At 48.2% G+C, this 19,003-nt stretch carries 25 protein-coding genes and 1 pseudogene; 17 read left to right on the top strand and 9 right to left on the bottom strand.

The window, feature by feature from the left end:
* Window positions 1-49: 49 nt before the first annotated feature.
* Entirely contained in the window at window positions 50-2,455 is a 2,406-nt protein-coding gene (gene fxsT / locus FKP33_RS00110) for an FxSxx-COOH system tetratricopeptide repeat protein (protein ID WP_164751863.1), read from the bottom strand.
* Window positions 2,456-2,502: 47 nt separating this feature from the next.
* The gene (locus tag FKP33_RS00105; RefSeq protein ID WP_181410012.1) at window positions 2,503-2,985 is read right to left on the bottom strand and encodes a toll/interleukin-1 receptor domain-containing protein; all 483 of its coding nucleotides are present in this window, start codon (window positions 2,983-2,985) and stop codon (window positions 2,503-2,505) included.
* A 348-nt stretch (window positions 2,986-3,333) separates the two neighbouring features.
* On the opposite strand from FKP33_RS00105, the gene FKP33_RS00100 reads away from it, so the two are divergent.
* From FKP33_RS00100 to FKP33_RS00075, 7 genes are all read left to right on the top strand, one after another.
* Entirely contained in the window at window positions 3,334-3,789 is a 456-nt protein-coding gene (locus FKP33_RS00100) for a hypothetical protein (protein ID WP_127608459.1), read from the top strand.
* A gap of 102 nt (window positions 3,790-3,891) precedes the next feature.
* Window positions 3,892-4,152: a hypothetical protein gene (locus tag FKP33_RS00095; RefSeq protein ID WP_141333701.1), complete on the top strand. Its 261-nt coding sequence runs from the start codon at window positions 3,892-3,894 to the stop codon at window positions 4,150-4,152.
* Window positions 4,153-4,192: 40 nt separating this feature from the next.
* Window positions 4,193-5,506 (top strand): glutathionylspermidine synthase family protein, encoded by a 1,314-nt coding sequence (locus tag FKP33_RS00090; RefSeq protein ID WP_141333700.1) that lies wholly within the window; start codon window positions 4,193-4,195, stop codon window positions 5,504-5,506.
* Between the two features lie 21 nt (window positions 5,507-5,527).
* Complete coding sequence (locus FKP33_RS00085; RefSeq protein WP_141333699.1) at window positions 5,528-5,962, top strand: DUF350 domain-containing protein; 435 nt, start codon at window positions 5,528-5,530, stop codon at window positions 5,960-5,962.
* 12 nt (window positions 5,963-5,974) lie between these two features.
* On the top strand, window positions 5,975-6,364 hold the full coding sequence (gene gloA2, locus FKP33_RS00080; protein WP_141333698.1) for an SMU1112c/YaeR family gloxylase I-like metalloprotein: 390 nt from the start codon (window positions 5,975-5,977) through the stop codon (window positions 6,362-6,364).
* Window positions 6,365-6,645: 281 nt separating this feature from the next.
* A complete protein-coding gene (locus FKP33_RS26890) occupies window positions 6,646-6,795 on the top strand; it encodes a hypothetical protein (protein ID WP_164751862.1) in 150 nt (49 codons plus the stop codon).
* Window positions 6,796-7,067: 272 nt separating this feature from the next.
* Entirely contained in the window at window positions 7,068-7,868 is an 801-nt protein-coding gene (locus tag FKP33_RS00075; protein WP_127608456.1) for an IucA/IucC family C-terminal-domain containing protein, read from the top strand.
* Window positions 7,869-7,931: 63 nt separating this feature from the next.
* On the opposite strand, the gene FKP33_RS00070 is transcribed toward FKP33_RS00075, so the two are convergent.
* From FKP33_RS00070 to FKP33_RS00060, 3 genes are all read right to left on the bottom strand, one after another.
* On the bottom strand, window positions 7,932-8,126 hold the full coding sequence (locus tag FKP33_RS00070; RefSeq protein ID WP_054798255.1) for a hypothetical protein: 195 nt from the start codon (window positions 8,124-8,126) through the stop codon (window positions 7,932-7,934).
* 67 nt (window positions 8,127-8,193) lie between these two features.
* Window positions 8,194-9,021, bottom strand: a complete 828-nt coding sequence (locus FKP33_RS00065; RefSeq protein ID WP_127608455.1) for a hypothetical protein — start codon at window positions 9,019-9,021, stop codon at window positions 8,194-8,196.
* Between the two features lie 251 nt (window positions 9,022-9,272).
* On the bottom strand, window positions 9,273-9,581 hold the full coding sequence (locus FKP33_RS00060) for a DUF3817 domain-containing protein (protein ID WP_054798253.1): 309 nt from the start codon (window positions 9,579-9,581) through the stop codon (window positions 9,273-9,275).
* Window positions 9,582-10,075: 494 nt separating this feature from the next.
* On the opposite strand from FKP33_RS00060, the gene FKP33_RS00055 reads away from it, so the two are divergent.
* The 5 genes from FKP33_RS00055 to FKP33_RS00035 all read left to right on the top strand — a co-directional run bounded on the left by FKP33_RS00055 (window position 10,076) and on the right by FKP33_RS00035 (window position 15,231).
* Window positions 10,076-11,053 carry an HD domain-containing phosphohydrolase gene (locus tag FKP33_RS00055; RefSeq protein ID WP_258313346.1) on the top strand — a complete coding sequence of 326 codons (978 nt, stop codon included), beginning with the start codon at window positions 10,076-10,078 and terminating at the stop codon, window positions 11,051-11,053.
* A gap of 46 nt (window positions 11,054-11,099) precedes the next feature.
* Window positions 11,100-12,104 (top strand): globin-coupled sensor protein, encoded by a 1,005-nt coding sequence (locus FKP33_RS27940; RefSeq protein WP_141333696.1) that lies wholly within the window; start codon window positions 11,100-11,102, stop codon window positions 12,102-12,104.
* A 65-nt stretch (window positions 12,105-12,169) separates the two neighbouring features.
* The gene (locus FKP33_RS00045; protein WP_141333695.1) at window positions 12,170-13,030 is read left to right on the top strand and encodes an ATP-dependent DNA ligase; all 861 of its coding nucleotides are present in this window, start codon (window positions 12,170-12,172) and stop codon (window positions 13,028-13,030) included.
* Between the two features lie 96 nt (window positions 13,031-13,126).
* Window positions 13,127-13,426, top strand: coding sequence for a putative quinol monooxygenase (locus tag FKP33_RS00040; protein WP_054798249.1), 300 nt, complete (start codon window positions 13,127-13,129; stop codon window positions 13,424-13,426).
* 476 nt (window positions 13,427-13,902) lie between these two features.
* Complete coding sequence (locus tag FKP33_RS00035) at window positions 13,903-15,231, top strand: TIR domain-containing protein (RefSeq protein ID WP_141333694.1); 1,329 nt, start codon at window positions 13,903-13,905, stop codon at window positions 15,229-15,231.
* A 69-nt stretch (window positions 15,232-15,300) separates the two neighbouring features.
* Here FKP33_RS00035 and FKP33_RS00030 read toward each other — a convergent pair whose 3' ends face one another.
* The 4 genes from FKP33_RS00030 to sda all read right to left on the bottom strand — a co-directional run bounded on the left by FKP33_RS00030 (window position 15,301) and on the right by sda (window position 16,872).
* Window positions 15,301-15,657 carry a hypothetical protein gene (locus FKP33_RS00030; RefSeq protein ID WP_127608450.1) on the bottom strand — a complete coding sequence of 119 codons (357 nt, stop codon included), beginning with the start codon at window positions 15,655-15,657 and terminating at the stop codon, window positions 15,301-15,303.
* A 110-nt stretch (window positions 15,658-15,767) separates the two neighbouring features.
* Window positions 15,768-15,917 (bottom strand): hypothetical protein, encoded by a 150-nt coding sequence (locus FKP33_RS26885; RefSeq protein ID WP_155615679.1) that lies wholly within the window; start codon window positions 15,915-15,917, stop codon window positions 15,768-15,770.
* Window positions 15,918-16,188: 271 nt separating this feature from the next.
* Complete coding sequence (locus FKP33_RS00025; RefSeq protein ID WP_141333693.1) at window positions 16,189-16,395, bottom strand: hypothetical protein; 207 nt, start codon at window positions 16,393-16,395, stop codon at window positions 16,189-16,191.
* 336 nt (window positions 16,396-16,731) lie between these two features.
* The gene (sda, locus tag FKP33_RS28020) at window positions 16,732-16,872 is read right to left on the bottom strand and encodes a sporulation histidine kinase inhibitor Sda (protein ID WP_127608448.1); all 141 of its coding nucleotides are present in this window, start codon (window positions 16,870-16,872) and stop codon (window positions 16,732-16,734) included.
* Window positions 16,873-17,124: 252 nt separating this feature from the next.
* On the opposite strand from sda, the pseudogene FKP33_RS28015 reads away from it, so the two are divergent.
* The 5 genes and pseudogenes from FKP33_RS28015 to FKP33_RS00005 form a co-directional block, all read left to right on the top strand.
* Window positions 17,125-17,263: pseudogene (locus tag FKP33_RS28015) on the top strand (IS1595 family transposase); the annotation flags it as partial.
* 66 nt (window positions 17,264-17,329) lie between these two features.
* Window positions 17,330-17,740: a hypothetical protein gene (locus FKP33_RS00015; protein WP_141333692.1), complete on the top strand. Its 411-nt coding sequence runs from the start codon at window positions 17,330-17,332 to the stop codon at window positions 17,738-17,740.
* A 7-nt stretch (window positions 17,741-17,747) separates the two neighbouring features.
* Window positions 17,748-18,092, top strand: coding sequence for a hypothetical protein (locus tag FKP33_RS26880; protein ID WP_181410019.1), 345 nt, complete (start codon window positions 17,748-17,750; stop codon window positions 18,090-18,092).
* A complete protein-coding gene (locus FKP33_RS00010; RefSeq protein ID WP_141333691.1) occupies window positions 17,977-18,276 on the top strand; it encodes a peptidylprolyl isomerase in 300 nt (99 codons plus the stop codon). Before FKP33_RS26880 ends, FKP33_RS00010 begins: the two co-directional genes overlap by 116 nt.
* Before the next feature lie 239 nt (window positions 18,277-18,515).
* The coding region (locus FKP33_RS00005) for an HD domain-containing protein (RefSeq protein ID WP_141333690.1) at window positions 18,516-19,003 on the top strand (488 nt) is incomplete at its 3' end.

Here is a 19,003-nt window from a genome sequence, read left to right as displayed (position 1 = left end):
AAGGCTCGGCGCGCATTGGCGCCGAGCCTTATTCATCTTCACCAATGTACTAGTTTAGAATGCTCCTGTATTTGGTAAGGGTTGAAGTGAAATTCAAGAAATCTTTTTGGAGTTCGTAGGCAACCAACAAGCATTCAACAGCTTGTTTAATTAACGGATGGCCGGGTGCCAGTTTTTTTTCATAGATCCGAAGTGCCTTGTTGAAATACGTAACCGCCTTATCCAAATAGAACGGAAGACGCGTCATGCAATACGAGAATCCCAAATTGAGATAACTCTTCGCTAACTCGCTATGATCGGATTTATAAAATTTTTTCTCCATAGCCAGTCCTTGTTCCAAATATTCAATGGCTTCGGTCGTTTTTCCTAAACTTTGATAAGCCGTTCCAATATTAACGAGCTGCGTTGCTGCTTCCAATGAACCGTCCGGGAATGCTTTTTGATTGATGGCAAGCGATTTTCTGTAAAATTTGATGGCAAGTCGATGCTTCCCTTTATGATTATAAGCGAGACCTACGTTGCAAAGGCGAACCGCTATTTTCGGGTGATCCATGTCCAGGTATTGACGGTCGATCCGGTAACAGCGTTTAAAATAAGCGAGCGCTTCGTCATATTGCTCCTGATTAATGAGCGCCAGTCCGAGGTTATTGCAATCGGTTGCCACTTTGGGATGCTCGCGGCCAAACAACTCTTCATCCATCCCGAGGGCTAAACGGCAATGCTGCTCCTGCTCATTGAATCGGTGAAGATTGCTGTAGGCTTGACCGAGGAGAATGTGGCAGGTCGCTATGGAAGGATGCTTGTCGCTGTACAAATCCTGTAACAACTTTATGTTTTGGTTAAGAATTTCTAACCCTCGTTCGTTTTGATCCAGTCTTAAAAGCAGCTCGGCATAGTTGCCATTAATATTGACGGTTTGCAATGATTTTTTTCCAAATTTTTTCCTTGACCCCCGCAGTGCTTGAATAAAAAATGTTCTCGCTTCGGGAAACCGATTCGTTTTCAACAACAGCAAGCCGTAATGATTGTAGGTGGCGTACTCGTTGCTTGCCTTACTTCTCGAAATCAATTGTAGCGCTTGTTGATACAAAGACTCCGATTTTGCGTATTGTGCCATGCGGTAATAGGTAAAAGCCAGCCCGCTGTAGGGGTCGATCAAGCCTTCATATTGTTCGCCTAAAGACTTTTTGACCCAATCGATCGTTTCTTCATAAACATGGATCGCTTTTTCGTAGTTGGAGGTTAGCGTGAAATACTGTCCTAAAAAAGTCATTAAATCAATGGCTTGATCCGTAAATTGATCCATTTGCAGCGCATGTTCGGTAGCGCGTACCAGATGGGGAACAAGCCGTTCGCCGCTAGCGGTGATCTCCAGTTCCGTTTCGTTGCATTTGGAGGTCGATTTTTCCAATAGCCGCAGCACCAGACGCAGCGTCTCCCGTTGCTGGGATTCCGGCAATCCCGCGCGTACAATCTCTTGGATCAGCCGGTGCATGGATAGCGAAGCCTGATCCGCATGAATGATAGAAAAACGCCGTAATTCATAAATATAAGAGTTAAGCGTTAATGAATCCCTAATGGGGTAGTGTTCGAGCTCCAAATCTGTATCGTCCTGGACAAACAAGTCCTTGGGGATATCCTCAGGATGAAGGAAGCTCATCGCGTTAAGCAGACATAGCGCATCCGGCTTACTATCGCGTATTCGCTCCAGCGCTAGTTCCGTGACCTTAACTACCGTAAAATTGTAATTGTACGGTTGGAAAAGCTGGAGCAGCTTTGACTTATATTTATTGTATTCCTCGATATAATCTGCAAGTGAACAGCGGGTGGCTTCAATGTAGGCCCCTGCTTGTTCCAGCGCTAGTGGAAGATTGCCCAGAAGATTGGCCAACTGAAGGGCGGCAGCAGGGTCTGAAACGCCGGATCGCTGCTGGAGATACAACGCTGAATAGTCAGGATCCAGGAGGCCCAGTTCAATCGGTTCGGCAGCATGCATCCAGTTCGGGTTTCTGCTCGTGAGCAGAATGTTACCCCGGACCTCGTCCGGTAAAAAAGTTTGAAGAAGCTTAGGATCATCCATATTATCAAAAACTAACAGCCACCGTTCGTTCGCGCCAAGCCAGTTTTTGACCAGTTCCAGATTGCTGCGTTGCTCCTGATCCGGGTCTATGGGTAATTTCAGCTTTTCTCCGAGCCCGATAAAATCTTTCAGCGCCAGCGTTTCATCTTCTGCGCTCATCCAGTAGATCAGGTCGTATTGATCTTTGAATGTACGGATGTATTCGTACACAATCTGGGTCTTGCCAATCCCGGCCATACCGTGAATAGCAAAAATGCGGTTAGATACCGCTGTATGAACATGGTGGTTCAGATCGGCTATAAACGTATCTCTGCCTACGAAGTTTTTGTTTTTCAGGTGGTGCGGAATATTCCAGTGTGAACGTCTGGCAGACACGGTTTGTGGGCCCATCAAGTGTGTGTCTGATTGTCCCGATGAGCCTGCTAGGGGTTTACACGATTACCCGGGAACGGAACAGTCTTTGCCGCTGCTCCCGGAAAAACGGGTGCTTGATTTGGCTTTGCCCGCCCTAGCTGCACGCCTTGAAGCAGCGCTTCTTCCGCTTCACCGGCCGGTTTGTCGAGCAGGTCGATGTAGATGAGCGGTTTTAACAGACCTTCCAGTTCGCATGGTTTAACGCGCACAGTCAGCAGGGTAGACTGATTACCAGTCGGATCATGAACAAATGCACTTGCCCATTCCGGCTGCGTAAATGCTGAATTCAAATAATCTTGCGACAACACGGCGATGGTTCTTTGGCATTGACTGGCAGCTTCCTGCATTTTTAGAATAAAATTATTTCCCGGTCTGAAATCCCAAGCCTGGATGACGGTTTGATAACCTTTTGCTTCCAACACCCAAGCGATCCATTCCGCCCACTGCACGTCGTTCTTGTTGTAGCTAATAAAGAAGTCTTTATTCGACATATTCATACCCCTCATCATTCGCTATAAAAGATGGAAACAGCTATATATTCGACATCATCCATACATTTCCTTTTATTGCCCGACATGTGAGCTTGTCGCGCTGCCGGTGTACGCGCCTGGGAAATGTACCTGATTTTATCCGAAGGCGCAACTTTGGAGCCCGAAAGTGCGTCTAAGCGAAATGGTAATGGGTAATGCGGCCGTTGTTACGAAACGAATCTTTAGGCGCGGTTGCACGTATGAATGGTACGGATGCCGGATAAGGGCGGATGCAGCCCGCAGGCTGCCCGAAGCGCGGACGACGCCTTGATGCCTCCGCGCGGTCGATGACGGAAAGGAGCGGTTTACTTGGCGCGATTGGAATATCGGTTATATACGGAAGGCGGCGAGACGTTCCCGGTCCTTTATTACTACGAGCAGATCGGGAGAGACGAGGCGGCGCTTCGGTTCGCTTGCGATTATTTCGTCAAAAGCGGACGGGTGTATGAAAAAACGTCATGCGCCGTCGAGTCGGACGGTTACGTCATTTATGTGAAAGAAGCTGAAGAGGAACGAACGATGCCATGGCGCCGGCCGGATGTGAACGGCCCGCGCGGCATCTACATGGAGCTGCGGGAGTACAGCGAAGGCACAGCCGACTACCGGCTGGTCGAGACTTACCGCTTCGCCGATACGCTGGAAGCAATGCTGCATGTGCAAGCGAATTATTTATATGCGGAAGGTCGGGAGTGGCAGCGCACGTCTTCGGAAATCGATGAAGACCGCGAAACGTATGTATATTACGCCATTTCGACTTCGACGTAAATGAATTGCAATAGCCCGGAGGGAGAGGGGGCGGAGTTTGGCTTGCCCGGCTCCCGGGCTATGTAATCGCGGTCAGCCGCAAGGGGAGGGGTGAAACGAACGATGGGTCTAACGAAAAGCAGAACGCGCAAAGTCGTTTCGCTGTTCGTCGCTTCGGCGCTCGTGATCGGCGGTGCGGCCGGCTGTTCAAGTAACGGCAGCTGCACAGATCGAAATCAAGACGGCTATTGCGATGACGGAAGCGGGGGACATTCGTCGGGCTACTACGGCGGCTCCAGCGGTAAGGTGAAAAGCGGCACGAGCGGTGCGACATCCGGGATCAGCAAGGGCGGTATCGGCAGCAGCGGGAGCTCCGGCTCTTGACGTGACGGCTCGGGTACAATCGAAACGGAGGAGATGGACCATGACCAAGGAAAGCCGGAGGGTTGCAGATCTCACCTATGCCGAGCGTCGAGAAGCGCTGTATGAGCCGCTGCGCCGGGAAGGCGTGTTCACTTGGGATTGGTTGTACGGCCAAGAGTATGCGCTGGCCGGGCTGTGCCGTATCCGCCGGAGCCGGCTTGAGGAGATGCGCCGCGCTGCGGAGGCGCTCGGGCGCGTGTATGCGCGCACCGTGCAGATCGTACAGCAGGGCGAGCCCGCTTTATGGACGGAGCTCGGGCTGCCGGAGGCGTCGTTCGGCGCGCTTCGGCTTCGCTTTGATGACACGGTGCCGACGATGATCGGCCGGTTCGATTTTGCGCTGACGCCGGACGGCCTTAAGATGCTGGAGTTCAACAGCGATACGCCGACGGGCATCGTCGAGGCTTTTCACGCGAACGGGCGCATCTGCGCAGCCTACGGCGCGGAGGACCCGAACGCGGGCTGCAGCGAGGCGCTGGGCGAAGCGTTCGAGCGGATGCTGCGGCTGTACCGGGAGGCCGGTTACCCGACGGAGCGCTTTGTGTTCAGCGCGCTCGGCTGGCACGAGGAGGATGCGGGTACGACGCGCTACCTGCTGCAGCAGTCTGGCGTTACCGGCGCTGCGTTCGTGCCGCTGGCCGACCTGCGGGTGAAGGGCGAACGCCTATGGGCGCCCGGCCTGCCGCCGGCCGGCTCGACCGCCTTCGCTGAGCCGCCGCTGCAGCCGGTTGACGTGTTATACCGGCTGCACGCGCTTGAGAAGCTGGCCGAAGACCGCGACACGGACGGTTACCCGACCGGCGAGCATGTGCTGCGGCTGATTGCGGACCGCCGGTTGGCAATCGTCAATCCGCCGTCGGGCTTTGCCGCGCAGACGAAAGCGCTGCAGGCGCTCATCTGGAACCTGCACGAAGCGGACGAGTTTTATACCAAAGAGGAGCACGACACGATCAGGCGGTACATGCTGCCGACTTACTTGGAGCCTTGCTTCGAGCCGGGAACGCCGTATGTGGCGAAACCCATACTCGGGCGGGAGGGCAGCAGCGTCACGATCTATGACGGCAGCGGCGCCGCCCGGGAATCGAGCGGCGAACAGGAGTACGCCGATCAACCGATGGTGTACCAGCAATTCACCGAGCTGCCGCCGATCCGGGTAGAGACGGCGAACGGCCCGTTCGACGGTCGTCTCCTGTGGGGCTGTTTCCTGATCGATGGCAAAGGTTCGGCGGTCATCGCGCGCGTCGGCGGAACCATCACGAGCAATTTATCCTATTATTTGCCGTGCGCTTTGGAGGAAGAGGGCACTGAAAGCTAATTTGCGGGAGGAGAATCGAAGGTGGAGCAATTCGAAAGCGTCGTTAATTTTTTCATGTATTTGGGGGTTACGGTGCCGCTTGTCGGGTTAGGGCTATTGTTTTTCAACCTCGTCACGCCTTACAATGAGTTCCGGTTAATTCGCGATGCCGGGGATGTCACCGATCCGGTCAAGGCGGCGGCAGGCAAAGCGGCGGCCTACGATCTCGGCGGCAAGCTGATCGGTCAAGTGCTGGTGCTCGCTTCCGCGGTGTATCATTCCCTGGGGCTTGTCGATTTGATCGTATGGGGATTGATCGGCATCGCCTTCCAGATCCTTATCTTTTACTTGTTCGAATTGTTGACGCCATTTACGGTGTTGGCCGAAATTCCCAGGGGAAACGTCTCCGTCGGCATCTTCTCGTTCTGCTTGAGCCTCGCCTCCGGTTTGCTGATGGCCTCGCTGATCAGTTACTAAGGAGCGGACGCGATGATTCCTATTAAACGCATTCATCATGCCGCCATCATTTGCTCGGACTATGAAAAATCGAAGCACTTTTACGTAAACATCCTCGGACTTACGGTACTTAACGAAACGTATCGCGCCGAACGGAACTCCTATAAGCTGGATCTGAGGGTCGGCGGCATCTACCAAATCGAGCTGTTCTCGTTCCCCGAAGCGCCGGTGCGCTCGAGCTATCCGGAGGCCCGGGGGCTGCGGCACTTGGCTTTCGAGGTGGACGACGTGGAGGCGGCGGCCGCCCGCCTGACCGCTCAAGGCGTACAGGTCGAACCGATCCGGGTTGACGAGACGTCGGGCAAACGGTTCACATTCTTCGCGGATCCCGACGGACTGCCGCTCGAGCTGTACGAAGCTTAGCGCTGCCAGGAAGGAATAACCGCGCGCAAGACAGGAACGAAACGAAGCGCCTGCTGCCGGCAGGCGCGTTGCCCAGCATGCCCCGCAAGAAGATGTGCCGATCTCGGGCGGTCCCGGGACCGGTCTTCAGAATATGACAACGAAGTTGAAAGAAGGACGGTCCTGGAATACGGCTGGACTCGTTTGCCGGATTGAACCGTCTGAAGAACTTAAGATCGTTGCATCGGCATAACGAACCGTTCGCAGCTGCGATCGGTAGCAAGGAGCGGGAGGGGTTGTGCATGGGAGGGATTTTCATCTTTGTCGCGGTCGTTGCCGTCAATTTGATGTTGCTCCTGTTTACCAGTCTGATCGGGGTTGTGCTGATGGATTTGTCCCTCATCGTCACGTTATTAATCGTCGTCTACGAGAACCAATTGAAGCTGCTGTAAGGGGGAGCCCCGGAGCCGGACTTATCGAGGCGGGAGGAGCTGCTGCGGCAGGCGGAGCAATCCAAAGAGGAATTTGACGAGAGTGATTTGCCGAGCGCCAAGGACATTATAGAGTTGTCGGATCGTGACGACGAAAGGCGCAGCGACAACTAGTCAAATTGAACGTGGTAAAAGAAAGCGTCTTCGGTTATAATTGAAAATGAAAATCGTTATCAGCCTATAACGAGGTTAACTTTCCTTTATCGATCCGCGAAAGAAGGCGCTGCATCCTGATGGACTTTCTGACATTGGAACAAAAATATCATATTCGTCGAGAAGACCCGGAGCACTTGATTTGTTCGATTCCTGCCGCCGAATTGCTGGAGCGGCCTAATATGCAGCAGTTTCTGGAGCTTTACGGGACGCGTATCCACGCGCTTGAACCGGCTGCGTCCGCCGCTTATTTCAGCGGATGGCTTGGTTATGCGGCGTTTGCACAGCAGTATGCGCTGTCGTTTCACAATCAGGCGTTAGACCTGTCGCTCTCAAACTTCGTTGTGCAGCTGCACGTCAAGGAGAGCTATACGGCTATCTCGTTTAAGCTCGTTCGCGAGGCGGCGCAGCCGGCTCCCGCCGGGGAAGCGGAAAGAACCGCGTGGCTGCGCCGAACGCTGACGGAGCTCTACGGCACGACGTTTCGTCCGCTGCTGGAGGCCGCTTCGGAGGCCGCGGGAATCGAAGTCGGCCAATTATGGGGTCAATTCCCGACGAAGCTGAATTACTTGATGGACGATCTATTGGCGGAGGCGGAAGAGCATGAGCTGCGTGAGCGGATTGCTGAAGACTACAACCGCTTAAGACAGGAATTGAACGGCGAGGTGTTTGGCCGTGCCAAAAATCCGCTCGACGTCAAAATTCGCTGGATGGAAGACTTGAAAGATCCGGACAAGCGTATCCGTATGAAAAACGCCTGTTGCTTGTATTATCGAACCGAAGGCGGCTTTTGCTGCTATACGTGCCCGCGCTTGACGGAAGAGCAGCGCGAGGAGCGCCGTACACAGGCGCGGAAGACGGCAATCGCGCAGGGCTCTTAGCGCTAGGGCTTGCCATACCAAACAAAAACGGAACGAAGGTCGATGACTTTCGTTCCGTTTTCATTAGGCGTGATAGCTGCCGACCGGTTCGTTCAATACCCATTCAAGCAGCATGATTTGTTCGTCGAGCCGGTCGATTTGCTGCCGCAGCGGATGGTTGTCCGCGCCCGCGGCTTCGTTTTCCAGCCGGGACTCCAACGTTTTCTTCTGCATCAGAAGCTCGTTGAGCTTGCGTTTCACTTGATTTTCGGTTCTCATCGTTCCCACCCTTTCTTCTCTGGTATGATCTTACCAGAAAAGGGGAGAGCCGAAAAGGCTGGTCCGCTTAAACCATTTCTGCGTAGACGTGTTCATGAGCCTGGCTCAGGAAGGCATCGGGAACTGGGGCCTGAAGCTCGTAGAAAGGAACCGCGCGAACTGCTGCGCGGCACATCGCGGCGGTTTTGGCCGATTCATGCGTGTCGAGTGCTTGAAAGGCCAGTAAATGCCGCAGTCGGCTGACGGCTTCGGTTTCGCTGAGCCGAATTCGGCGAGAATGGAGCGTAGGGCGGTTCAGCAGACACTCGTCTAGCTCGCCATTCAGATGGATTTCAAGCGGATTTCGCAACGAACCGCTGCGGAAAGGCGAATTGAACGCCCGGAGATGATCGCCGGACACTTTAATCAGCGCAGCTTCATCCGATAACAGGGTGTGGGCAAACGGCTTTTCGTTCGTCATGAATGGCCGTGGGGAGGACGTATCGGCGGACATGAGGACACGACCGTCTTCGATCCAACAAGTCGCCCGTACGAGGAGTCCCCACTCCCGGTATGTAATGAGCGCGCTGTACAACGTCAGGAGAGCCTGATTTAAAGCCAAAAGATCATACGCCTCGATCGTTGCTTCCGAATAGTCGCGTGAGACGACGATCAGGAAGTCGCTTCGCCAATATTGTATGAATGCCGCAGTGCAGGAAATTTGCGCTGGCCGCCCGTCGAAGGATTGACCGTACCCTACGTTCGCGCTCAGGATGAGGTCGATCGGGGAGGCGAAGGTATAGCTGGTTGCCGGAACCGCGCAAAATGTACGCGCCGCCCACGTATATAACGTGTCCGAAGGCACTTCCATAACGAGACGGTGTTCGGCAATGTTCAATTCCAGCAAATGAAACATGCAAATCCCCTTTCTATAAATACGATACAAACCGTATAACGTCAGCTGTGACCTTTTACATTGCCGATAGTTTTCTGAAAGGAACAAGAGCTGCTCCATTATGTAACTATAAGATACGTAATGTATCGAGTCAAGCGCTTTTATACACCGTTTGTATCCTAGATAAGAGAAAAGCGGAACTAAGGCATCCTCGTTCCAGGCTATCAGGCCGTAAAGCCCGGATATGAGCCGGAATGAAGATCCTTGTTCCGCTACTGCGGGATAGTTGGCCGCTGCTCTTTTCTCAGCCTCAGGTCGAACAGGAATGGCCCGAACGGCACGAAGGCGGCAATAATCGCAAGCCCTATTTTCCCCATGGACCAGCGATGCACGAAGGCAGCGTTGGCAATGGCCAGCAGGTACAGCACGAAGAAGAGGCCGTGGAGTTGCCCGACTGTCGTAACGGCTTGCGGCATCTCGAAGGCATACTTCAGTGGCATGGCGATTCCGAGCAGAATGAGGAAGGAAAGGCCCTCGATCGCACCGATCAAGCGCAAACGTCCTAGAGCGGTTGTGAGCATCGTTACACCTCGAATGACATTTATCGTTTAAAACTCACTCTTCATTATAACAACAGGCCGCAGGGAACGCCATGGACGAGATGTGAACATGAATCGAAATCAAATATTGATAATCTTCGGTATAAGATTGCTTCGATCGGATATCCTAACTAAGGACGGTGACAAGAGAGGTGTGGTTCCGTTGGGCGATCTAACGAGCAATACCAGGGAAGTTGTTATTGAAACCAATTAGGAGCGAGGGGATGTGCCGCAGACACGTTAATGTAGTGCTAAACTGCATGGTGTGATCAAGGTTTGACCCGAGGTTCAGAAGGTTCAAGGCAGTGTACCCATTCCATCACCGTCAGGGACTCCGAGAGGAGTCCTTTTTTAATGCATGGATAATCGAACGTGTGTTCTTTGTTGGCCGTAAACAGGCCTGGACATTTGTGCGAAAGACGTGCTATTGTAACTTTGGTTACATTTATTTTGCATAAAGAATAAGGGGAATGGCCTTGAATCAGAACTTACGTATGTTCCTCTCGTTATCCGATGCCGTCATTATTACCGATGCCGACCATCGTATTCTTGATGTGAACCAGACATACGAGGAAATTACCGGGTACAAACGCGAGACCATCATAGGTGCCAGAGCAAGCATTCTAAAAACGAAATTTACCACAGAAGCGACCTATAGAAGCATGTATGAGGCGTTGCATAAAAAAGAGAGCTGGGCAGGCATTTTTATCAATAAAAAGAAGAGCGGCGAACTTTGGCATTCTTCCATTTCGATTACTCCTTTTCTTATCGAAGGGGAGTGGTTCTACGTCGGACTGTTCAGGGAACTGGAAGATTTGCGAGAAGGCATCTACATAGCGGAAGAACGAAGAAGCTCCTTTCAAGCCGCGCTTCTGAAAGTGCTGGCTATTTCCTGTGAAATCAGAGACCCCGCGATCGAGGAACATCTAACAAGAGTCCAGCAGCTAACGGAGCGGTTAATAACGACTCATAATGAGCGCTTGAATCTTAAGCTGAAGGATGAATATGTCCGCAGTGTAAGTCACTCCAGCATTATGCACGATATTGGGAAATCCGGGGTACCCGAAGGTATTTTATATAAGCCGGGGCAGTTAACAAGCTATGAACGTTTAATTATTGAAATGCATCCGCTCATTGGTGTAGATATTCTCGAAAAAATAAATGCAGAGCTGGACGATGAGTTTTTTAAAGATGAATTCGATGTAGCCAGAAACATTATCCTGCACCATCACGAGAAATGGGACGGATCTGGTTATCCTCATCGATTGAAAGGCGCTGACATCCCATTAGAAGCTCGTATTGTCAGTGTGGTGGATGTTTATGACGCTTTAACTTCACGAAGGCCTTACAAGGAAATTTGGGGAGAGGAGAGAACATTGGAATTCCTGCTGGACCACCGTGGATCGTTCTTTGATCCGGATATTATAGATTCGTTTCTTCTTATAATGAAATAAAAGTAGAGTAAGCAGATTTGACTTCATGATGCAGAGGAGCGTACCCATGCTAAACTTATCGGAAGCACGAAAACAACAGCTTGATTACATCGGCATTACCGGCGAAGATTTAACGCTTTTGCAAAGTAAAGAACCTATATTTAAAGAAGTCGTGGACACACTGGTTGATGAACTGTATGAACGGATCATGCAGCGATCAGAACTGAAACGGATTATTGAGGCTCACAGCACGGTTGAACGATTGAAGGAGACGCAAAGGTGGTATTTTCTTTCGCTTGCGACCGGTACCATTGACAATGAATTTATTGAAAAAAGGATTTTTATAGGTCAGGTTCATTCTCGAATCGGTTTAACGACGCAGTGGTATTTAGGAACGTATTTGCTGTATTTGGACTTGGCAACCCATCATTTCAAACGGACGATGCCTGACGCATGGTTATCGGTCATCCAAGCGCTTACCAAAATGTTTAATCTCGATTCTCAATTAGTTTTGGAAGCTTATGAATTCGAAGAGAAGAAGAAAGTCCAAACGCTCGCTGATGAACGGGGCCGTCTCTTGCACGGGATTAGTTCCGCCGTCCAGGAACTTGCTTCGATGATGGTGGAACTCAGCAGCAGCAGCCAATCGGTTGCAGATTCCGCTATTCGTTCCTCGGAATCTCAGGATAAATCCTATCATATGGTGCAATCGCTTACTCAAGAAGTGACGCATATTGAAAATATGGGTTCCCTGATCAAAGAAATATCGGATCAAACTCATTTACTTGGTCTCAACGCGGCCATTGAAGCGGCGCGCGCCGGTGATCAGGGGCGCGGCTTTGAGGTTGTAGCCAATGAAGTTCGTAAATTAGCTTCAAGGTCGAAGGAGGCGCTTGAGCAAATTCAGGAGAAGCTTGAAGTGATTTCACGTTTACTGCGAGAGGTTGAGCATGAGTCCCACCAAACGTCCATCCAAGCGCGGACCCAGGCGGCCAGTTCCGAGGAGTTATCTTCGTTTGTGCAGATGATTGAGAAAGTGACCGCTGATCTTGAGCAATTGCAATCCAACTGAAACCCCAGTGATTCCCTGATTATTCGTGCATAATCCCCGTGGTACAATGATTGCGGGTGATTCTTATGTTCATAGCGCCGATGCTGCTTGAATCACGTCCGGAGCCATTCTCAGACGACGGATGGATTTTTGAACCGAAACTTGATGGTCATAGGGTGATCATGTCGAGGCAATCCGATGAAACCAGATTATGGACGATGCAGGGGAATGAATGCACGAGGCAATTTCCCGAGCTGCACCTGCCGCCAATGGCCGGCGATTTCGTGCTGGACGGCGAAGTCTGCTGCACCGATCCGGAGACAGAAGCGATAGATGTTGAGCTTGTGATGGAACGATTCCGGCTGAAAAAGAAAAACAAAATCGATGCGTACTCGAAACAGCAGCCGGTGAATTATATAGTTTGGGACATTTTGTTCCATAAGGGTCGGGATTTGCGGCAGCTGCCGCTAATGAAGCGACGCTCGATTCTGGAGTCTGTTCTTGAGTCGAATCCGAATATATCGATCGTGCCGCATATCGATGGCCGCGGTGAGGATCTATGGGAATATGTCGTGGCGAACCGAATGGAGGGGATTGTCGGAAAGCGGAAAAACAGTAAATACGTGTCCAGGCAATCCCATGATTGGCAGCAAATTATTAACTACCAGTTTGCGGATGTGTACCTTGCAGGGTATCGTAAAGATGGATCGGGTTGGCTGATTCATCTGGAAGAGAACGGCAGGCTGCGTCCTTCAGGCATGCTCGAGCTTGGGGTGACGGCTGAGCATCGAGAAACGTTTATGAGCCTGTCCCGGAAACTCCAAGCCCGTGAAGGCCCCAGCTTTGTCTATTTGGAGCCGAAGATAAGAGCTCGGGTGAAATACCGGAACCGGACGCGCGGCGGGATGCTGCGGAAGCCGGAGCTTGTTCAAATTTGTGCAGAATGAACGCATGCATGAAGCGGGTGGATCGGCTATACTCAGGAGAGTGCAGGCGATCCCCGCACTTGGTAAACAGAATCGTTACATCAGGAGGATGAACCCGTGATCGCATTTACAGCTACGTTAAAAGCAAAGCCTGGAAAAGAAAAGGAACTTGAAGAAGCGCTGATTCATATGGTGTCACAGGTGCAAAACGAGGAAGGGGCGTTGGCGTATACCCTGCTCCGGGCCAAAGACGATCCGGGCCAATTTACATTCTACGAAAAGTATAAAGATCAAGCGGCCTGGGATTTCCATGACAACACTCCGCATATACGGGAATTGCGCGAAAAGTTTGCCTTGCTGGTAGATGGAGAAATTAAGCTGACCCATTATGAAGAAATCGCATCCATCCGCCGGTAATTTTTTTGAACGTAGAGATACAATAATTTCTTTGTCACGGGACATCCTACATAAGGACGGTGACAAGAGAGGTGTGGTTTTCGTTGGGCGATCTAACGAGCAATACCAGGGAAGTTGTTATTGAAACCAAATAGGAGCGAGGGGATGTGCCAAAGACACATTAATGTAGTGTACAACTGCATGGTGTGATCAAGGTTTGACCCGAGGTTCAGAAGGTTCAAGGCAGTGTACCCATTCCATCACCGTCAAGGGACTCCGAGAGGAGTCCTTTTTATTTTGCGGCGCGATGGGGAACGTATGTTCCGGAGATATGAGATGAGATGACCAAGCCTGGCAGGACAATGGCCATTACAAAAAAACGATATACTTTTATGGTGATATTTGTTATTTTTTATATGATTGAACTATAGGGTTGTTTCCAATGGTGCAGGAACGTTTGTGTATGGTGACAGGCCATCTTTCGAAGAGGTGCACAGATGAAAGTCTTTATTAGTTACAGCCATGAGGATAAAGATATAACCAATCGAATTGTACGCGAATTAGAAACAGCGGGTCACCACATTTGGCTGGATTCCTGGAGAATCGAACTGGGTGACAATATTTTTGAAAAAATTAAAGAGGGCATTGATAACGCGGATGCCATCATCGTCGTCATCAGTAAAAATTCTCTGAACTCCAGAGGGGTGTTAAAAGAATTTTCGGCAATGGCGCTGGCAGATATATCAAGGGGCAGCAGAAGGATCATACCGGTCCTCATTGACAAAAGCAGCGTGCCCAGTTATCTTTCGGAAATCAAGTATTTAGATTTATCGTCTAACTTTGAAGATGGACTTAAAGAGTTAATCGAAAGCTTGTTCGATAGAGTCGAAGATGGATTTACAGCAGCGGCATCGAACACTTTTACAGTTTCGCACGATAAAGATATTAAAGTCATTGCCAAATCGTTGTCGGACGGAAGGCTCACCTTGATTTGCGGAGCCGGTATTTCCATAAGTGCGGGGATTCCGGCTTGGAATGTGCTATTAAATAAACTATTGGAATCCATGATGACCCGAATATCGAATAATCATGATATTTCAATCGATTTCAGCAATATCGATGACATTAACAGCAGATATTCCAGTCTAATCATCGGCAAGTACCTGAAAAATAATCTGGGCGATGACTTCCAGGCAAAAGTGCGCAATGCCCTGTACTCCTCCGATATTAGGATTAACGATACGATCGAATCCATAGCAAATCTGGCACGGCCCCAACGGGATCGCAAACCGCTTGATTCCATTATAACCTTTAATTTTGACTCGCTCATTGAAGAGCATCTTACTAACAATAATATAAAAAATAAACCGATTTATTGTGAAGGTTTAAAACACAATTCCGATGAAATCCCCATTTATCATGTGCATGGTTACTTGCCAAGATCAAGCCCTATTCCAAAGGATTCCAATATTGTGTTTAGTGAGGATTCCTATCATAGTCAATTTATCGAACCTTTCAGCTGGTCCAATCTTATTCAGCTCAATAAGTTAAACCAGAACACGTGTCTATTGATTGGTTTAAGTTTAACGGATCCTAATTTAAGGCGCTTGCTGGATGTGTCCTCCAGGAAAAATTCAGAGAAGAAAATCAATCATTATATTATTAAGAAGGTACCTACAACTTATCGCGGGGATACTGAGATCATAGATAGACTGGCTTTTTTATTGGAAGAGCAGGATGCGAATGATTTAGGGCTTAATGTATTGTGGATTCATTCGTTCGAAGAAATTCCCGACATTTTAAATCGAATCAATATTGAATCATGATGATGTAGAATGACTAGAACAGGGATGAATGCACTCAAGTCAGGAAAAAATACGGCAACGCGTATGTGTTTACTGGAAGTGCGTGATAAACTGGATCAGGCGAATATAGTCCTCGATAAACATAGGATTCGCAGCTGCAAGCTGGCCTCTGTACCCTACAGACGTCAGCTTGTTTGGTTTTCGTTTATAAGAAAAGTGCTGGAAGGTTGTACAGCCGATTAGAAGCATGGAGAAGTTGGAGCAGATGAGGTCAGTTTTCAGAAAACGGTCGGAGCGCGACTGGTTTCTGCTGGTGATGGGCGTTAACGTGGGCTGCGGATCGGTGACCTGCTGCAGCAGATACTTAGCTACAGCGTGCCGAGCATCACCATGCGATACATGGGGACCAACCAAGACATTATAGACGAAGCTATTGGCGACTTTCACTTGTGAAGTGCAGCATCGGATTGATCCCCTATGAAATCCCGATCATAGATGCCGGAAGCCACCCTATTCCTAAATGTCTACACAAATGGATTCACTGCGGGGTCTATAATTTAAATAATCAAAAGCTTTTTGAGGATGAATTCAATAAATCCTTGCTTCTTACGTTTTCTTTTCGATCTAGGTATAAATGGAGATTCATGGGCACTCTTTCTTGAGAGAAGCAGGTTTAGTTCTTCTTGAGTCAAGCCGGCTTCGAACATGGTGATTCAACTCCTTAATAACATCGTTCCCATTAAGAATATCGGCAACCTCGAGCACTAACTGAATAGGGAGAAAAGGGGAATCTCTTTCGCTTTCCAAAGGAATGAGATTTTAGGGTGGACGGGAATCCCGGAACGATTGCAGGCGGCAGTGACAACGGATATCTTGATGTTGTGTTCGACGGCAAATATTTCGAGGAGAATTGCCATCCATGGTGGCGGACAGGTCTGAAAATGATGTTTCTCCCTCTAAAGGGGAGAAGAGGCCATCTTAATGCCCCTCTTCTCTGTGCTGCGATTGCTTCTTACAGCTGTCCTTGTATAAAAATTTTAAGAAGAATAGCGGCGACGTGTAGAGTTCGGTACTTCCTAAAGTCTCCGCCCAACTAATAATAACTAAGAAAGGCAAAAGACCTATGACGAAGACAGCTAAGAACAAGCCAACAGAAAGCGATAAAAGTGCTTTTCTGATCGACATACTTCCCACCTCCCGTCTGTCTTTATCTTTTATGTATATGCATGAAGGCTTGGTCATATTTGGGAAAAGCCGAAACATGTCCGGAATGGCTAGCATTGCTATCGAAGAAATGAAAACACTGACGGGAAAACGCTTATGGCGACGGACCCGTACTTGGGTGGCTCCTGGAGTAAAACGCATCCTTTTTGGGATGTTATCCTGGTTGGGACCGGCAAAAAGTAACTTTATCCTATTTACTAAATAAGGCGGGGCATATTGCCCCCACCAGTGAAGGGCGTAGAACCCATCCGCCCTTCATATTTTAGTTAAAAAGTTACTCAGTAATGGCGGCGAATCCTACTCATCTTGTTTCTGAAGCACAGACTGAATATTAATCCTCCTGCGATCAATCTCCTCCTCGAGCATTTGTACAAAATCCCGGTCTAACTCATGTTCAATAGCTATTTTGTATGCATCGATTAGTTCGGCGTCAGTCATCCTTCGCACTCAAATGTCTCCTTTGAAGCGAATGGATTCCATCCCTTCACCGTAGTTCAGAATCCTACAGATGGAATGAAATGTATATAAAAAAATTGGTTAATGCTTCATGCTGATATTCACATCATGCAAACTCATATTCTGTAATATGTGGGTATAAACCCGTTCGAAGAGGTTAGACATCGGGAGAGCATTCAGCACTTACGCCAAAGACAAGAGATGACCTTATTATTGCTTTAAAGCAGCTGGACTAGCTATCGTAGTCGATTAAAGTGTTGGAGAAACCGGTTTAACGGCGTTGCAACCCCATATTTGCAACACTATTTTGCTTGGTATCGTTATTTAGATAGCAAAGAATATGAAAACACGAAGGCAAACAAGGAAAATATGCTGTCTTGTCTAGCTTGAACGCTGTAACTAATTCTAACAAACGGTTTCAACAAATGGAGGCGATTTCATGAAACCAATAATAACATCTTTTGTTCTACTATTCGTTATTCTCCCTTTTATTGCTGGGTGCAGTAAAACTGTACCAGAACCTCAATTAACCACGAAAAAACTGTATGAGCTATACCCTGGCGATATTCAGAAAGTTGATTATATCGAGATTCGCAGTGGGGAAACGGGTCATCTCAAAACGTATACAGACAAGAATCAGATACAAGATTGGATTGGTCAGGTTCGTAATTTTAAATTCGTTCCCGACCCCAATCAAGAAGATAGAAGCGGTTTTCTATATGGGGTTTCTTTGTTTGAAAACAAGGAACTAAAGCTTGGGTTTACTCCCAATAGCACGGGCGGGCATTATTATATTTACAATGAAGAATTGAAAAATAAAATTCAAGAGCTATACGAAAGTAAACAATAGAACAATAATGAAGACAAGAGTTTTTCCCACGCGTTCGGATATTGCTATAGTTAGAACAAAAAGTGATGAGTATGAACAACTTAGTAACAACATTGAAGACGTTCTCGCAATTATTGAATTAAAGTTTAAAGGATATGCCACCAACATTGACCCATTTAATAAAGATATCAAGGAGACACAAAAATATTTAAATAAAAAGAAGTACAGAAACGGCCAGTTTTACTTGGGATTTATACATGAAGCAGAATACCCACTTGCACAAGCATCATGGCTTACTAAACGTCAACAAAACTCTTGGGCCAGAGGCAAGCTTACTGAATTATCAGGATTCTATAATGATGACAAAGGATGAAGACAGCCTGATGCTAAACCAAATGCCCAACTATACCATTTTCGGAAAAGTAACCAGTGGGATGGATACGGTATTAAAGATTGCTGAGACTCCAGTTAGTAGGAGCAACCTGACGGGTGAATCTAGTCAACCTACTGAAAATGTAATTATCCAGTCAGTTGAGATAATTGAAAAGGATATTTAATAAACTTACAGCGGCACCTAACAAGGTGTCGTTTTTAGTTCTTTTTTCCTGAAAAATGATATACTCTTTTGGCGAATTTTGTTATTTTATTATAGTGGAAATATGATAATGCCTCGGTTGTTTGACTGTTGCATATAGTTGTTATGTTTAATTCTGTAATTGAATATTCAGTTTGAATCATCAATGAGTGTGGCAGTGTTCTCAGAAAATAAAATTCTAAAGTGAGGGAATAGCTCGGTATGTATTCAGCTGTAGAAAATTTTAAAAGTAAAATAGAACTTGATCCCCCTAGATTAGTGAAATTTTTAGAAAGTAGGAAAAGTGAATTCCTTACCAATATTTACGAGCTTGCTAGGAATGTAGAATTTGTATTGAATAATGAGATTCCAAAAACGTTCCCTAAGTACACAATGCATGATATTAATCATTCGATCCGAGTTATGGAGAATATGTTTAGCTTGATTCCTAATATTGAAGAACATGATGAACTGGATATAACCATACTTATTTATTCAGCATTACTTCATGATATAGGGATGGCTGTTACTGATGCTGAAAAAATACAAATCAAAAGTAATACCTATCCATACTCAGACATAGTTTTTGAAGCATTACTAGAGAAATTCTGTGGTAATGAGACTGAAGCAATGCAAGAATATATTAGGAAGATTCATGCAATAAGATCTGCAGAAATTGTAAGAAAACAATATTCGAATTATTTTACTAT

It is taken from the genome of Paenibacillus sp. tmac-D7 (genome assembly GCF_006519665.1).
Lineage (GTDB): Bacteria > Bacillota > Bacilli > Paenibacillales > NBRC-103111 > Paenibacillus_G > Paenibacillus_G validus.
Note: the sequence above shows the minus strand (reverse complement) of the source record. Positions and strands in the feature narration are given on the sequence as shown.

Coding starts and splice junctions, on each gene's coding strand:
- FKP33_RS00105 (WP_181410012.1), bottom strand. CDS start 2,985: ATGTCGAATAAAGACTTCTTTATTAGCTACAACAAGAACGACGTGCAG.
- FKP33_RS00095 (WP_141333701.1), top strand. CDS start 3,892: ATGGGTCTAACGAAAAGCAGAACGCGCAAAGTCGTTTCGCTGTTCGTC.
- FKP33_RS00090 (WP_141333700.1), top strand. CDS start 4,193: ATGACCAAGGAAAGCCGGAGGGTTGCAGATCTCACCTATGCCGAGCGT.
- gloA2 (WP_141333698.1), top strand. CDS start 5,975: ATGATTCCTATTAAACGCATTCATCATGCCGCCATCATTTGCTCGGAC.
- FKP33_RS26890 (WP_164751862.1), top strand. CDS start 6,646: ATGGGAGGGATTTTCATCTTTGTCGCGGTCGTTGCCGTCAATTTGATG.
- FKP33_RS00075 (WP_127608456.1), top strand. CDS start 7,068: ATGGACTTTCTGACATTGGAACAAAAATATCATATTCGTCGAGAAGAC.
- FKP33_RS00070 (WP_054798255.1), bottom strand. CDS start 8,126: ATGAGAACCGAAAATCAAGTGAAACGCAAGCTCAACGAGCTTCTGATG.
- FKP33_RS00065 (WP_127608455.1), bottom strand. CDS start 9,021: ATGTTTCATTTGCTGGAATTGAACATTGCCGAACACCGTCTCGTTATG.
- FKP33_RS00060 (WP_054798253.1), bottom strand. CDS start 9,581: ATGCTCACAACCGCTCTAGGACGTTTGCGCTTGATCGGTGCGATCGAG.
- FKP33_RS27940 (WP_141333696.1), top strand. CDS start 11,100: ATGCTAAACTTATCGGAAGCACGAAAACAACAGCTTGATTACATCGGC.
- FKP33_RS00045 (WP_141333695.1), top strand. CDS start 12,170: ATGTTCATAGCGCCGATGCTGCTTGAATCACGTCCGGAGCCATTCTCA.
- FKP33_RS00035 (WP_141333694.1), top strand. CDS start 13,903: ATGAAAGTCTTTATTAGTTACAGCCATGAGGATAAAGATATAACCAAT.
- FKP33_RS26885 (WP_155615679.1), bottom strand. CDS start 15,917: ATGTTCGAAGCCGGCTTGACTCAAGAAGAACTAAACCTGCTTCTCTCA.
- FKP33_RS00025 (WP_141333693.1), bottom strand. CDS start 16,395: ATGTCGATCAGAAAAGCACTTTTATCGCTTTCTGTTGGCTTGTTCTTA.
- sda (WP_127608448.1), bottom strand. CDS start 16,872: ATGACTGACGCCGAACTAATCGATGCATACAAAATAGCTATTGAACAT.
- FKP33_RS00015 (WP_141333692.1), top strand. CDS start 17,330: ATGAAACCAATAATAACATCTTTTGTTCTACTATTCGTTATTCTCCCT.
- FKP33_RS26880 (WP_181410019.1), top strand. CDS start 17,748: ATGAAGACAAGAGTTTTTCCCACGCGTTCGGATATTGCTATAGTTAGA.
- FKP33_RS00010 (WP_141333691.1), top strand. CDS start 17,977: ATGAAGCAGAATACCCACTTGCACAAGCATCATGGCTTACTAAACGTC.